The sequence below is a fragment of the Actinomycetospora sp. genome, assembly GCF_036497245.1.
Taxonomy (GTDB): Bacteria; Actinomycetota; Actinomycetes; order Mycobacteriales; family Pseudonocardiaceae; genus Actinomycetospora.
In genome coordinates this window covers 1-13,397 of sequence record NZ_DASXJS010000218.1, presented here as the reverse complement: position 1 = coordinate 13,397, position 13,397 = coordinate 1, and the positions used below count along the sequence as shown (strand labels likewise).

Here is a 13,397-nt window from a genome sequence, read left to right as displayed (position 1 = left end):
GAGCGGCCGGCGCCACTCACTCGTCGGCGGGCAGGCGGGCCGCGGCGACCGCCGGGGGTCAGGCCCAGGCCGGGTCGCGTCCGGAGATCGCGACGAGCCGGTCGAGAGCCGGGGCGTCTTCGGCGACGGCGACGCGCGGCGCGAACGGCTTGCCCTCACCCTGGTAGTCGTCGGTGAGCATCATCGGCGCGAACACCAGTGAGGCCTCCAGGCCCTCGGTCCCCGGCGACCAGGGCTGCCCGGTCGCGGACGCGAGATCCCAGCCGTGGACCTGGTACTCCCAGAGGATCATCGAGAGCGCCATCTCGCCGGGCATCGCCGCCTCCCCGAGCACGAGCGGGCGGGACGCGGCGCCGGAGGCGAGGGCGCGGTCGAGCCTCGTGGCGGCCTCCCGGACGGCCGCGGCGGGGTCCTCCGGCGCGCGGTATCCGGAGAGGTCCGCGCGTGGGGCGCGGCCCTCGGGGTCGGCGTACCCGGCGCTGAAGGTGTCCAGCCAGCCCACGACGTGCTCGAGCAACGTCGCGACGTCGTACTCGGCGCAGGGGGTCGGCGCGTCGCGCCGGGTGTCGTCGATGCCGTCGACGACGCGCGCGAGGTCGGTCAGGACTGCGTTCAGGTGGGCCCGGGTGTCCGCGGCGGTCTCTGTTCCGTTCATGTGCCGCAGTCTTCCGGTCCCGGGGCGGACGTGGATTGAACAATCGCGACGCGTCGGGAGTCCTAGTCTGGGCGGCGTGACCGGGCCCGCCCCCGTGGAGCGCGACAGCAGGGGGATCCTCGACCCCTGGCTGCTGCGCACCCGGGTCGCGTTCACGCGCCATCCTCCGACTCCCGTGCTCGCGGGCCTCGTCGACCGGTTCTGGGCCGTGCGCTGGGACCTCCCGGCCGGGACGGCGCACCGCCAGGAGGTGCTCACCCACCCCTCGGTGAACCTCTCGGTCGGCACTCCGGACGCCCGCAGCGCCCGGACGGACCCCGAGGCGCGGGTGAACGGGGTCGCGACCGATCTCGTCGACCGCGAGCTCGCGGGGCAGGGCTGGACCGTCGCCGCGATGACGACGGTCGGCGGGTTCGGGGCGCTCGCGCGCGACCCGGTGTCGACGCTGGTCGGGCGGGTCGTCGACGTCGAGGTCGTCCCGGGGCTCGACGGCGGGGCCCTGGTCACCGCGATCACCGGCGCCGGGGAGGGTGACGACGAAGCGCGCGAGCCGGCTCGTGTCGCCCGGCTCGCGCACGCCCTCGAGGAGGTCGTCGCGGACGCGGAGCCGGGGGTGGTCACGCAGGCGCGGGAGGTCGCCGCCGTCGCGCGGATCGCCGAGACCGACCGCGACGTGCGCCGCCTCGACGACCTCGCCACGCGCGCAGGCGTCACGCCGCGCGCCCTGCAGCGCCTGTTCGCGCGCCACGCCGGGGTGTCACCGACGTGGGTCCTGCGCCGCTACCGCCTGCTCGAGGCCGCCGAGGCGGTGCGGGAGGGCGAGCGGGTGGTCTGGTCCGACGTCGCGAGCGCGCTGGGCTACGCCGACCAGGCCCACCTCGTGCGCGACTTCCGGGCCGCGCTGGGCCGCACGCCGGAGGCCTACGCGCGGACGCTGCGCGCGCCGTGAGCGGACGTCACGCCGAGACGACGTCCGCTCATGCGCGGAGCAGGGCCTTCGCCATCTGCTTCCACTGGGCGAGGTGCGGGTCGCCTGCGTGGTCGCGCGGGTCGAACCCGTAGGTCATGGCCACACCGCGCATGCTCGTCAGGAGCATCTCGCGCACCGTCGGGTAGTTCTCGCACTCCAGGTAGTGCTCGAACACCGCGTCCAGGGTCTGGCGGATGGCCGCACCCAGGCGCCGCTCGGCCGGCAGCAGCGCCGTGGCGAGCGCCGGGTCGGTCCGGGCGGCCGTCCACAGCTCCACCGACGCCCAGAAGTACGGCTGGCGGAAGGTCGACCACATCTCGTCGACGACACGGTCGATGCGGCCCTCGGGATCGTCGTCGACCGGGGGGAGGTCGGCCGCGGCCAACCCGTCCGAGGCGAAGCGCGTGGCCGCGAGGTGTTGGGCCGCGGCGACGAGCAGCGTCTCCTTCGACGGGAAGTGGTGGAGCAGCCTGCCCCGCGAGACCCCCGCGCGCGCCTGGATGGTGAGGGTGGTGGTGCGCGAGTACCCGGACTCGACGAGGCAGGCGACGGCGGCGTCGAGGATGCGCTGGCGGCTGTCGGAGGTGCGCTGCTCGCGGGAGCGGCGGGGACCGGTCGGCCGCCGCGCGGGTGACCGCTCGGAGGGCTCGTCGGAGGCCGCGTCGAGCAGTGGATCGGGCTCTCCGGCCCGGCCTGCGGTCATGCGTCGCCCTCCCTTCGCCCGTGGGTCCCGAGTGCTGACGGTGCCCGATGGTCGCCGACCCGACACCTGACGGTCAACGCTGACTGTCCCCGCGACACGTCCGGGCCACGTCACGGCACCCCCACCGGGGCCATGCCTTTCGATCATGCCTACCCATCGGTAACGTCACTCGCCGGACCATGGGCCGACCGTTGACAGCCGCCACAAACAGTCCATCATGACTGTCAGGAGCCTTGGGGCGGACCCGCCCCGCTCGAAGCCGTTGGAAGGGAATGCCACCCGTGACCGAGGCATACATCTACGACGCCATCCGCACGCCGCGTGGACGGGGCAAGTCGACCGGGTCGCTGAACTCGGTGAAGCCCGTGTCCCTCGTCGTCGGCCTGCTCGACGAGCTCCGCGAGCGCAACCCGGAGATGAACCCGGAGCAGGTCGAGGACGTCGTGCTCGGGTGCGTCTCCCCGATCGGGGACCAGGGCGGCGACATCGCCCGGACCGCCACCATCGCCGCGGGCTACCCCGACACCACGGGTGGCGTGCAGCTCAACCGCTTCTGCGCCTCCGGTCTCGAGGCCGTCAACCAGGTCGCGCAGCGCGTCGCCTCCGGCTGGGAGGACCTGTTGATCGGCGGCGGCGTCGAATCGATGTCGCGCGTGCCGATGGCCTCCGACGGCGGGCCGTGGGCCATGGACCCGGAGACCAACTTCAAGACCGGCTTCGCCCCGCAGGGCATCGGCGCCGACCTCATCGCCACGATCGAGGGCTTCTCCCGCGAGGACGTCGACGCCTACGCGCTGGAGTCGCAGACCCGCGCCGCGAAGTCCTGGGCCGACGGCGCCTTCGACCGCTCGATCGTGCCCGTCAAGGACCGCAACGGCCTGACGATCCTCGACCACGACGAGCACATGCGTGAGACCACGATGGAGGGTCTCGGAGGCCTCAAGGCCTCGTTCGCCGGTATCGGCGAGATGGGCGGCTTCGACGCCGTGGCGCTGCAGAAGTACCACTGGATCGAGCAGATCAACCACGTGCACCACGGCGGCAACTCGTCGGGCATCGTCGACGGCGCCGCCCTCGTGCTGATGGGCAGCGAGGCCGCCGGGAAGAAGAACGGCCTCACGCCGCGCGCCCGGATCGTCGCGACCGCCGTCTCCGGCGCCGACCCGACGATCATGCTCACCGGCCCGACGCCCGCGTGCCACAAGGTGCTCGCCAAGGCCGGCATGACGGTCGACGACATCGACCTGCTCGAGATCAACGAGGCGTTCGCCGCCGTGCCGATGAAGCTCATGCGCGACCTGGGCTTCCCGCACGACCGCACCAACGTCATGGGCGGCGCCATCGCACTGGGCCACCCGCTCGGAGCCACCGGCGCGATGATCATGGGCACGATGGTCGACGAGCTCGAGCGCCGCGACCTGCGCCGCGCGATCGTCACGCTCTGCATCGGCGGCGGCATGGGCGTCGCGACGATCGTCGAGCGCGTCTGACGATCCCTCCGCCGGCCCACTTGATCTTTGACATAGGAGCGACAGAGCAGTGACCGACAACATGTTCCGGTGGGACGCCGACGCAGACGGCATCGTCACGCTGACGATGGACGACCCGGACGCCTCGGCCAACACGATGAACGACCGCTTCGGGCGGGACTTCGAGACGACGCTGAACCGCCTCGAGTCCGAGAAGGACTCGATCACCGGCGTCGTCCTGACCTCGGCCAAGAAGACCTTCTTCGCCGGCGGCAACCTCGAGGACCTGCGCAACTACGGCCCGTCCGAGGCCCAGCGGGTCTTCGACAACTCGCAGCAGATCAAGGCCGCGCTGCGCCGCCTCGAGACCTTCGGCAAGCCCGTGGTCGCGGCGATCAACGGCGCCGCGCTCGGCGGTGGCCTCGAGATCGCGCTCGCCACCCACCACCGCATCGCCCTCGACGCCAAGGGGTCGAAGATCGGCCTGCCCGAGGTCACCCTCGGCCTGCTGCCCGGCGGCGGCGGCGTGGTGCGCACGGTGCGCCTGCTCGGGATCGCCGACGCCCTCATGCAGGTCCTGCTCCAGGGCCAGCAGCGCAACCCGCGCGCGGCCCTCGAGGCCAAGCTCGTCGACGAGGTCGTGGACACCCCCGAGGACCTGCTGGCCACGGCCAAGCAGTGGGTGAAGGCCAACCCCGAGGCCGCCCAGCCCTGGGACAAGAAGGGCTACAAGATCCCCGGCGGCACGCCGGCGACGCCCGCGCTCGCGGCGAACCTCCCGGCCTTCCCGGCCAACCTGCGCAAGCAGCTGAAGAACGCCCCGATGCCCGCGCCGTACAACATCATGTGCGCGGCGGTCGAGGGATCCCAGGTCGACATCGACAACGCCGCGAAGATCGAGTCGCGCTACTTCGCCGACCTCGTCGTCGGCCAGGTCTCGACCAACATGATCAACGCGTTCTTCTTCGATCTGCAGAAGATCAACAAGGGTGGCTCGCGGCCGGACGGCTACGAGAAGCACTCGGCGCACAAGGTCGTCGTGCTCGGCGCCGGGATGATGGGCGCAGGCATCGCGTACACCTGCGCGACGGCGGGCCTCGAGGTCGTCCTCAAGGACGTCAGCCTCGCGAACGCCGAGAAGGGCAAGGACTACTCGAAGAAGATCCTCGACAAGGCCGTCTCGCGCGGCAAGTCGACCCAGGAGAAGGCCGACGCGGTCCTGGGCCGGATCACCGCGACCGAGAAGCCCGAGGACGCCGCGGGCGCCGACCTCGTCATCGAGGCCGTCTTCGAGAGCCCCGACCTCAAGAAGAAGGTCTTCGCCGAGATCCTGCCGCACCTCGCGCCCGACGCGGTGCTCGGCTCGAACACCTCGACGCTGCCGATCACCGACCTCGCGACCGGGGTCGACCGGCCCGCGGACTTCGTCGGCCTGCACTTCTTCTCGCCGGTCGACAAGATGCCGCTGCTGGAGATCATCACCGGCGAGCAGACCTCCGACGCCACGCTGGCGAAGGCCGTCGACATCGCGCTGCAGATCAAGAAGACCCCGATCGTCGTCTCCGACTCCCGCGGGTTCTTCACCAGCCGCGTCATCGGCACGTTCCTCAACGAGGCCGTGGCGATGCTCGGCGAGGGCGCGGCGCCGTCGTCGATCGAGCAGGCCGGCTCGCAGGCGGGCTACCCCGCGCCGCCGCTGCAGCTGATGGACGAGCTGACCCTCACGCTGCCGCAGCACATCCGCGAGGAGACCCGTAAGGGTGTCGAGGCGGCCGGCGGCACCTGGGTGAGCCACCCGGCCGACAAGATCGTGGATCGCATGGTCGAGCTCGGCCGCGGTGGCCGCTCCTCGGGCAGCGGGTTCTACTCCTACGACGCCGAGGGCAAGCGCACCGAGCTCTGGAAGGGCCTCGCCGACGAGTTCGGCGCGGCCACCGGCGACCTGCCGTTCGAGGACATGCAGGAGCGGATGCTCTTCGCCGAGGCCCTCGAGACCGTGAAGTGCTTCGACGAAGGTGTGCTGCACACCGTCGCCGACGCCAACATCGGCTCGATCATGGGCATCGGGTTCCCGGCCTGGACCGGTGGCGTGGCGCAGTACATCGACGGCTACCCGGGCGGCCTGCCCGGCTTCGTCGAGCGCTCCCGCATCCTCGCCAAGGCCTACGGCGACCGGTTCGCCCCGCCCGCCTCGCTCGTCGCGAAGGCCGAGAAGGGGCAGAACCTGCGCGACTCGGTCTGAGTCGCCCCGCCCGGTTCCGGAACGAACGACTCGTTCGTGGCTTCTACATGCACGAACGAGTCGTTCGTTCGTCTCTGGGCCATCGGTACCGGTCAGGGCTGACTGCGGCTCAGGTCGCGAGAGACGGGAGACTTACGCATGGGTGTGCTCGACGGCGTCAAGGTGATCGAGGTGGCAGGCATCGGGCCGGGCCCGTTCGCCGGGATGGTCCTCGCCGACATGGGCGCCGACGTCCTGCGGATCGACCGCACCTCCGGCGGCGGCCTGCAGCTCGGCGACCCGTCCAAGGACGTGCTGGCCCGCGGCCGTCGCTCGGCGGCCCTCGACCTCAAGTCCGCCGAGGGCGTGGAGGTCCTGCTCGAGCTGGTCGCCGAGGCCGACGTCCTGCTCGAGGGCTTCCGGCCCGGCGTCGCGGAGCGCCTGGGCTTCGGCCCGGAGGTCTGCCACCAGCGCAACCCACGCCTGGTCTTCGGGCGCATGACGGGCTGGGGTCAGGACGGCCCGGCGGCGCAACGGGCCGGGCACGACCTCACCTACATGGCCACCGCAGGCGTCGTCGGGCACGTCGAGGGACCCGACGGCGCCCCCGGCATCCCGATGAACCTCGTCGGGGACTTCGGCGGCGGAGGCATGTTGCTCGTCGTCGGCGTCCTCGGGGCGCTCGTCGAGCGGGCCACCTCCGGCCGGGGGCAGACCGTCGACGCCGCCATCGTCGATGGCGGCGCGCTGCAGATGGCGATGATCTGGGGGATGCGCGGCCAGGGCCTGTGGCCCGGCGGGCGCGGACAGAACCTCCTCGACGGCGGAGCGCCGTTCTACGAGACCTACCGCTGCGCGGACGGCAAGTACGTGGCCGTCGGGGCCATCGAGCCGCAGTTCTACGCCGCGCTGATGTCCGGGCTCGGCCTGGACGGCGAGGACATCGCCTCGGGCCAGTGGGAGCTGAAGCGCTGGCCGGAGTTCACCGCCCGGCTCGCCGAGGTCTTCGCGACCCGCACCCGCGACGAGTGGGCCGCCGACCTCGAGCCGACCGAGGCCTGCGTCGCCGCGGTCCTCGAGATGGAGGAGGCCGCCGAGCACCCCCACATCGCCGCGCGCGGGACGATCACCGAGGCCTTCGGCGTGCGCCAGCCCGCTCCCGCCCCCCGCTTCGACCGCACCCCGAGCGCCGCCCCGACACCGCCCGCGACGCCCGGCCAGCACACCGTCGAGGCCCTCACCGCGTGGGGCCTCGACCCCGACCGCGTCGAGAAGCTGCGCGCCGCGGGGGTCGTGCACCAGACCTGAGCTCCGGCGGTCCGGCGGGAGGGCCGATCGGGTGGCACGATCACGCGCGGCAGGGGGACGGCCGGTACGGCGAGGGGGTTCGTGCGTGATCACTCCGGGGACGCTCGCCCGGGCGCTGACCAACGTCCGTGACCGCGTGCTCGAGGGGCCGATCGCGGACCTGCGCCGGATGCCACGTGTCGCCATCGACACCGGCCCGGCGGATCCTGACGCGTGGGCGGTCGGGCGGGCGCACGGCCTGGCCCGCGCGGGCCAGGTCAGCACCTACCGGTACGCGGTGCACCCGACGGCCCGCCTCCGCGGTGCGCCCGTCCTGCTCGTCTCGCCGCTCGGCGCCTGCGGGGTGGCCTTCGACCTGCGGCGCGGGTGCAGCCTCGTCGAGCACCTGGTCGGCGAGGGCAGGCACGTGCACCAGGTCGACGACGAGGACCTCGTCGGGCACGGCGCCCCGACACCGGGATCACCCTCGGACCTGACGCGCTGGGTGGACGACATCCTTCCCCACGTCGTGCGGCTGGTATCCGCGCATCACGACGGTGCCCCGGTGCACGTCGTGGGCTGGTCGGTCGGCGCGCTGAGCTCGCTGCTGGCCGCGGCCGACGACCCGACGCTGCCGATCGCCTCGCTCACCGCGATCGCGACGCCGTTCTCGCTGGACCACGTCCCCGAGCACAACCCGCCGCGGCCGCTCGCGATCGCCGCGGGCGGGCCGGTGCTGGCGACGCTGCAGACCCTGCTCGGCCTGGTGCCGACCGTGCCCCCGGTGCCGGAGTTCCTGTCCGTCGCCTCGATGGGGGCGTTCCTCACCACACCGCTGACCGTGCTGTCCCACCTCGCCGACCGGGACTTCCTCGCCCAGCTCGAGGCGGTCGACGACCTGCGCGCCCTGGTCGGCGCGCAGGCCGAGCTCGTGGGAGCGACGTTCCACGCGATGGTCGGCCCGGGGGAGCTGGAGCGGGGTCTGGTGTCGGTCGGCGGGCGGCAGGTCGACCTCGGGGCGCTGCGCAGGCCGGTGATGCTCGTGTCGGGCGAGGACGACGTCGTCGTCCCGCCGCGGGCGGTCCGAGCCGGTTCGACGGTGCTCTCGGGCGCAGCCACCTCGCTCATGACGGCGCCCGGCGGGCACCTCGGGGTGGTCTGCGGACGGGCCTCCCGCGAGCGCCTGTGGCCCGCGCTGTGCGCCTTCCTCGACCGGCACGACCCGGTGGTCGGGGTCGAACCGGACCGGCGAACGTCCCGCCGTCCCCGCCGGGCCGTCCGGCGCCCGCTCCCCCAGGCTCCCGGCGCGACCTCGCCCGAGCCGGTGGCGGAATCCGCCGACGAGGTGCCCGCCGCACCGGCTCCCGACGCACGTCGCGCGCGTGGCCGGCGCCCGCGTCCGGCGCCCAAACCGGCCACCCGCACCCGCGGGCGGGACTAGACCCCGTCCGCGTCGGGACGTCGTCTAGGGTCGTCGCGTGGTTTCCCTGCGCGAGGCGCGCCGTGACAAGGGATGGTCACAGACGGCCGCCGTCGCGCGGCTGCGTGATCTCGCGGTGGCCGGACGCGTCGAGGTGGCGTCCGCGGCGAGCCTGAAGACCCAGCTCTCGCGCTGGGAGAACGGCACCGTCCCGGAGGAGCCCTACCGGACGCTGCTGGCCCAGCTGTACGAGCGGGATCTCGGCGAGCTCGGCATCGACGTGACCCCGCACTGGGAGCGCAGCCACGAGATCCCGGACCTGCTCGCGGAGATCCGCGACGAACTGCGGACGATCAGCGGGTTCCTGCGCGAGCAGCGCCGCGACTGACCCCGTGACGACGAAGGCCCGCCCGGACCAGGTCCGGACGGGCCTCCCGTGGGGTGGCGCTCAGCTCACGGAGCGACGGCGCTCGACGGAGTGGAGCGGGGGGTACTCGGAGCGGTCCTCGGACGCGAGCATCAGGCTCAGCGCTCCGAGGGAGACGGTTCCGAGGGCCACGACGGCCTCGGCCGTCAGATCGAGAACATCAGCCAGCGGGCGCAGCGACGCAGTGAGCAGGGTCACGAAGTAAGTGCCTCCGTACGAGTGACGAGTGGCGACGGACGAGCACTGTCCGGCGGGAGTACCCCCATCCTGTCGGACGGGCGGTCAACTGCCCAACCCGGGGCCGATGAGTTCACACCCATGTTTCATGACACTGCGACGAAAGGTCGTTCTCCTGAGGCAGGCGGTCGATCATGTCCGGTCGGTGGCACGGTCGCGGTGCCACGCAGCGCGGCCCCCGTCGGCGTTCGTAGTCTCGGTGCGTGCGCTTCCGTCAACTCGGTTCCAGTGACCTCCAGGTGTCCGAAATCTCCCTCGGCTCCTGGCTGACCTACTCGGGAGGGGTGGAGGCGGACGCGACCGCCGCCTGCACCCGCGCGGCGTTCGACGCCGGGATCACCTTCTTCGACACCGCCAACGTCTACGGGCGCGGCGCCGCCGAGACCGCGTGGGGCGAGATCCTCGCCGACTACCCGCGCGAGGACTACGTGCTCGCGACGAAGGTGTATTTCCCGATGTCGGACACCGACCGCGGGCTCTCGCCCGCGCAGATCGCGAAGCAGATCGACGCCTCGCTGCAGCGGCTCCGGACCGACCACGTCGACCTCTACCAGTGCCACCGCTTCGACGCCCGGACGCCGATCGAGGACACCATGGAGGCCCTCGCCGAGGTCGTGCGCTCCGGGAAGGCCCGGTACCTGGGGTTCAGCGAGTGGACCCCGGAGCAGATCCGGGCCGGTCTCGAGGCGGCGCCCTCGGACGTCACCTTCGTCTCCTCGCAGCCCCAGTACTCGATGCTGTGGCGCGTGCCCGAGGGCGAGGTGTCCGACGTGTGCCGTGAGCACGGCATCTCGCACGTCGTCTGGTCGCCGCTGGCCGAGGGCGTGCTCACCGGCAAGTACCTCCCCGGCGAGGACGTCCCGGTCGACTCGCGGGCCGCGAGCGACGAGATGAACGGCTTCATCAAGCAGAAGCTCACCGACGCCACGCTCGAAGCGGTGCAGCGGCTCCGTCCGGTGGCCGACGGCGCCGGGCTGTCGATGGCCGAGCTGGCGCTGGCGTGGGTGCTGCGGCGCCCGGAGCTGGCGTCGGCGATCGTCGGGGCGTCCCGCCCGGAGCAGGTGCACGCGAACGCGAAGGCGGCGGGCGTCGAGCTGACGCCGGACACCCTGACCGCGATCGACGAGGCGCTCGGCGACGTCCCGGTCACCGGGTTCCGGCTCGCCCCCGGTGCCTCGGACCAGATCACGCACCGGTCGTAGGCGGCGCGCTCCCGCTTCGCGTCAGGAAAGTCGCGTTGCCGACACTGAACGTCAGCAACGCGACTTTCCTGACATCGCGAGGGAGCCCTACCGCGGCATCCGGCGCCACACGGCCGCCGGGAGCACCCGCATGACGACGGCGAGCAGCCGCAGGCGCGCCGGGACCCAGACGACGTCCCGCCGGCGGGCCATGCCGTCCGCGACCGCATCGGCCACCTGCTCCGGGGTCGACGACAACGGGGCCGGCGACAGGCCGCTGTCGGCGGTCATGCGCCCGATCACGAAGCCCGGGCGCACGAGCGTGAGGTGCACCCCGGTGCCGCGGAGGGCGTCGGCCAGTCCGGTGGAGAACCCGTCGAGCCCGGCCTTCGCGCTGCCGTAGACGTAGTTCGCGCGCCGGACCCGCCAGCCCGCGACGGAGGAGAACACCACGATCTCCCCGCGGCCCCGCCGCCGCATCCGCGCCGCGATCCGGGTCAGGATCCCGACCTGGGCAGCGTAGTCGGTGTGCACGACGGCGAGCGCGTGCTCCGCGTCGGTCTCCGCCCGCTGCTGGTCGCCGAGGATGCCGAACGCGACCACCACGGTGTCCGGCGCCCCGTGGTCGCGCTCGACGGCGTCGAGGACCGAGGCGTGCGCGATGACGTCGTCGGCGTCGAACTCCAGCGTCGCGACCTCGACGGGGCCGGCCTCGCCGATCGTGCGGGACTCGTCGGCGAGGTCGTCGGCGCGCCGCGCCGCGAGGACGACGGTCGACGCCCGGTCGCCGGCCACGAGACGCCGGGCGAGGGCGACGCCGATCTCGCTGCGGCCGCCGAGGACGAGGACGGTTCCGGGCATGCCGGGCAGCGTGGCAGTCACGGTGTCGGCGGCGGGCGTCAGGGCCTAGCGTGATGATCCTCGCGGGCGGCTCCACCGCCGCCCGGCGTCACCGAGGGGGCCGGGGTGAAGATCGTGACGGCGCTCGTGCGGCCGCACGCGCTCGACGCGGTACGGAGGGCACTCGAGCGGCACGCCGTGCTCGGGATGACGATCACCGAGGTCGGGAGCCACGAGCCCGGTCACGTCCAGGTCCACAAGGGCGCGCGGGTCGAGGTCGATCTCGTGCCGCGCCTACGGGTGGAGACCGTGGTGGACGACGACATCGTCGACCGGCTGCTCGATCAGCTACTCACGAACCTCGACGGGGCGGACGGCCAGATCTGGGTCCGGCACGTCGACCTCGTGCTGCGGGTGCGCACCGGAGAGATGGGGCAGGACGCGGTGTGAGACCGGTGGCCCCGGGGAGGCTGGGGGGTGCATCCCCGGGGCCGGGGGTCCGGTCGCGGGGGGCACGACCGACCATGACGGACGCTACGCCCCGTTCGGCCCCGTTCGGGCCCGACTCCACCTGAGCGGACACGTTATCCGGGCGCTTCCTGCGCCGGGCGGTCGGTGCGGAGCCCGAACGGGCACACAACGACGACGGCCCGTCGTCTCCGCGACGACGGGCCGTGCTGGTGGCGGGTGAAGGATTCGAACCTTCGAAGCTTTCGCGACGGATTTACAGTCCGCTCCCATTGGCCGCTCGGGCAACCCGCCGGGATGCCGCCCGCTGGACGGCGTCGGAGACACTACAAGCCGGCGTCGCGCGTGTGGACACCCGGGGTCCAGTCGGGCACCCGCGCGACGCGGACACCGCCGTCCCTGCCCGTCCGAGGAGGAGCCCCGTGGCGAACCCGTCGTTCGACGTCGTCAGCAAGGTCGACCGCCAGGAGGTCGACAACGCCCTGAACCAGGCCGCCAAGGAGCTGGCGCAGCGCTACGACTTCCGCGGGACGGGCGCCTCGGTGACCTGGGCCGGCGAGGAGGCCATCACGGTCGCCGCCGAGACCGAGGAGCGGTGCAACGCCGCGATCGAGGTCTTCAAGGAGAAGCTGATCCGCCGGGACATCTCCCTCAAGGCCTTCGACATCGGCGAGCCCAGCGTCTCCGGCAAGACCTACAAGGTCACCGGCTCCCTCGTGCAGGGCGTCTCCAAGGAGAAGGGCAAGGAGATGTCCAAGCTCATCCGCGACGAGGGTCCGAAGGGTGTGCAGGCGCAGATTCAGGACGACCAGCTGCGCGTCACCGCCAAGAAGAAGGACGACCTGCAGGCCGTGATCTCCCTGCTCAAGGGGCACGACTTCGAGATCGCGCTCCAGTTCACGAACTACCGCTGACACACCCGCTCCAACCTGCGGTTTCGGGTCCTGAGCCCCAGTCGGGTACAGACGCGGCACGACCGAGTGCTCCGTCGACCATGCTCCGGGGCCGGTCGACGGCGTCCGGCCAGTAGCCGACGTCGGTGTTGAGCGCGATCGTCGGCGCGGTGTGGCCCGAGTTCGTCGCGCTGGAAAGCCCCCCGCCGCGGCGCCTATTCATCAGAACGGGTGAGCGTCGTAACGCAAGTCCCACTCTCTGCGAAGCCTGGGTGTTCAGACAGAGCAACTTCAGCGGGGGGACGACATGACCGACACCCGACAGCCGCATGAGCAGCAGCCGTACCCCGGCAGCGAGCAGCAGCCGACCTTCAACACCGCCGGGTACCAGACCCCGGCTGGGATGCCGCCCGGCGGCTACCACCCCTACAGCGGACCGCAGCCTTCGCCATACGGCCAGTGGAGCCCGCAGCAGCAGGGCCAGTGGAACCCCCAGCAGCCGCCTCAGCCGAAGAACTCGCTCGCGATGCCCGCACTCATCCTCGGCATCATCACCCTCGGGCTGTCTCCGCTCCCGATTCTCAACCAGGCGGGAATCCTCGTCGGGTTCGTCGGCGCCGGTCTGG

General features: G+C 72.4%; 13 protein-coding genes, 1 tRNA gene and 1 pseudogene. 10 read left to right on the top strand and 5 right to left on the bottom strand.

All coding sequences use genetic code 11. The features are described 5' to 3' along the window. Positions 1-58: 58 nt before the first annotated feature. A complete protein-coding gene (locus VGI02_RS23075) occupies positions 59-655 on the bottom strand; it encodes a TIGR03086 family metal-binding protein (protein ID WP_331631259.1) in 597 nt (198 codons plus the stop codon). Between the two features lie 76 nt (positions 656-731). On the opposite strand from VGI02_RS23075, the gene VGI02_RS23070 reads away from it, so the two are divergent. Continuing rightward, entirely contained in the window at positions 732-1,604 is an 873-nt protein-coding gene (locus tag VGI02_RS23070) for a helix-turn-helix domain-containing protein (protein WP_331631258.1), read from the top strand. Positions 1,605-1,632: 28 nt separating this feature from the next. Here VGI02_RS23070 and VGI02_RS23065 read toward each other — a convergent pair whose 3' ends face one another. Further along, positions 1,633-2,328, bottom strand: a complete 696-nt coding sequence (locus tag VGI02_RS23065; protein ID WP_331631256.1) for a TetR/AcrR family transcriptional regulator — start codon at positions 2,326-2,328, stop codon at positions 1,633-1,635. Positions 2,329-2,600: 272 nt separating this feature from the next. Between VGI02_RS23065 and VGI02_RS23060 the strand changes: the two genes are divergently transcribed. From VGI02_RS23060 to VGI02_RS23040, 5 genes are all read left to right on the top strand, one after another. Continuing rightward, positions 2,601-3,818, top strand: a complete 1,218-nt coding sequence (locus tag VGI02_RS23060; protein WP_331631254.1) for an acetyl-CoA C-acetyltransferase — start codon at positions 2,601-2,603, stop codon at positions 3,816-3,818. A gap of 61 nt (positions 3,819-3,879) precedes the next feature. Continuing rightward, a complete protein-coding gene (locus VGI02_RS23055) occupies positions 3,880-6,039 on the top strand; it encodes a 3-hydroxyacyl-CoA dehydrogenase NAD-binding domain-containing protein (protein WP_331631309.1) in 2,160 nt (719 codons plus the stop codon). A gap of 138 nt (positions 6,040-6,177) precedes the next feature. After that, entirely contained in the window at positions 6,178-7,326 is a 1,149-nt protein-coding gene (locus VGI02_RS23050; protein ID WP_331631252.1) for a CaiB/BaiF CoA transferase family protein, read from the top strand. An 85-nt stretch (positions 7,327-7,411) separates the two neighbouring features. After that, positions 7,412-8,746, top strand: coding sequence for an alpha/beta fold hydrolase (locus tag VGI02_RS23045; RefSeq protein WP_331631250.1), 1,335 nt, complete (start codon positions 7,412-7,414; stop codon positions 8,744-8,746). Between the two features lie 37 nt (positions 8,747-8,783). Further along, a complete protein-coding gene (locus tag VGI02_RS23040) occupies positions 8,784-9,113 on the top strand; it encodes a hypothetical protein (RefSeq protein ID WP_331631249.1) in 330 nt (109 codons plus the stop codon). A 60-nt stretch (positions 9,114-9,173) separates the two neighbouring features. Here the strand turns inward: VGI02_RS23040 and VGI02_RS23035 are convergent, their stop codons facing one another. Then, a complete protein-coding gene (locus VGI02_RS23035) occupies positions 9,174-9,350 on the bottom strand; it encodes a hypothetical protein (protein WP_331631247.1) in 177 nt (58 codons plus the stop codon). A 242-nt stretch (positions 9,351-9,592) separates the two neighbouring features. Between VGI02_RS23035 and VGI02_RS23030 the strand changes: the two genes are divergently transcribed. Beyond that, complete coding sequence (locus tag VGI02_RS23030; protein ID WP_331631245.1) at positions 9,593-10,591, top strand: aldo/keto reductase family protein; 999 nt, start codon at positions 9,593-9,595, stop codon at positions 10,589-10,591. A gap of 87 nt (positions 10,592-10,678) precedes the next feature. Here the strand turns inward: VGI02_RS23030 and dprE2 are convergent, their stop codons facing one another. Next, entirely contained in the window at positions 10,679-11,431 is a 753-nt protein-coding gene (dprE2, locus tag VGI02_RS23025) for a decaprenylphospho-beta-D-erythro-pentofuranosid-2-ulose 2-reductase (protein WP_331631243.1), read from the bottom strand. A 105-nt stretch (positions 11,432-11,536) separates the two neighbouring features. Between dprE2 and VGI02_RS23020 the strand changes: the two genes are divergently transcribed. Next, positions 11,537-11,860, top strand: a complete 324-nt coding sequence (locus VGI02_RS23020) for a P-II family nitrogen regulator (RefSeq protein ID WP_331631241.1) — start codon at positions 11,537-11,539, stop codon at positions 11,858-11,860. 228 nt (positions 11,861-12,088) lie between these two features. Here VGI02_RS23020 and VGI02_RS23015 read toward each other — a convergent pair. Next, positions 12,089-12,172, bottom strand: a tRNA-Tyr gene (locus VGI02_RS23015). Between the two features lie 128 nt (positions 12,173-12,300). Here VGI02_RS23015 and VGI02_RS23010 point away from each other — a divergent pair. Then, the gene (locus VGI02_RS23010; RefSeq protein ID WP_331631239.1) at positions 12,301-12,792 is read left to right on the top strand and encodes a YajQ family cyclic di-GMP-binding protein; all 492 of its coding nucleotides are present in this window, start codon (positions 12,301-12,303) and stop codon (positions 12,790-12,792) included. 286 nt (positions 12,793-13,078) lie between these two features. Beyond that, positions 13,079-13,397, top strand: a pseudogene (locus tag VGI02_RS23005) (hypothetical protein); the annotation flags it as partial.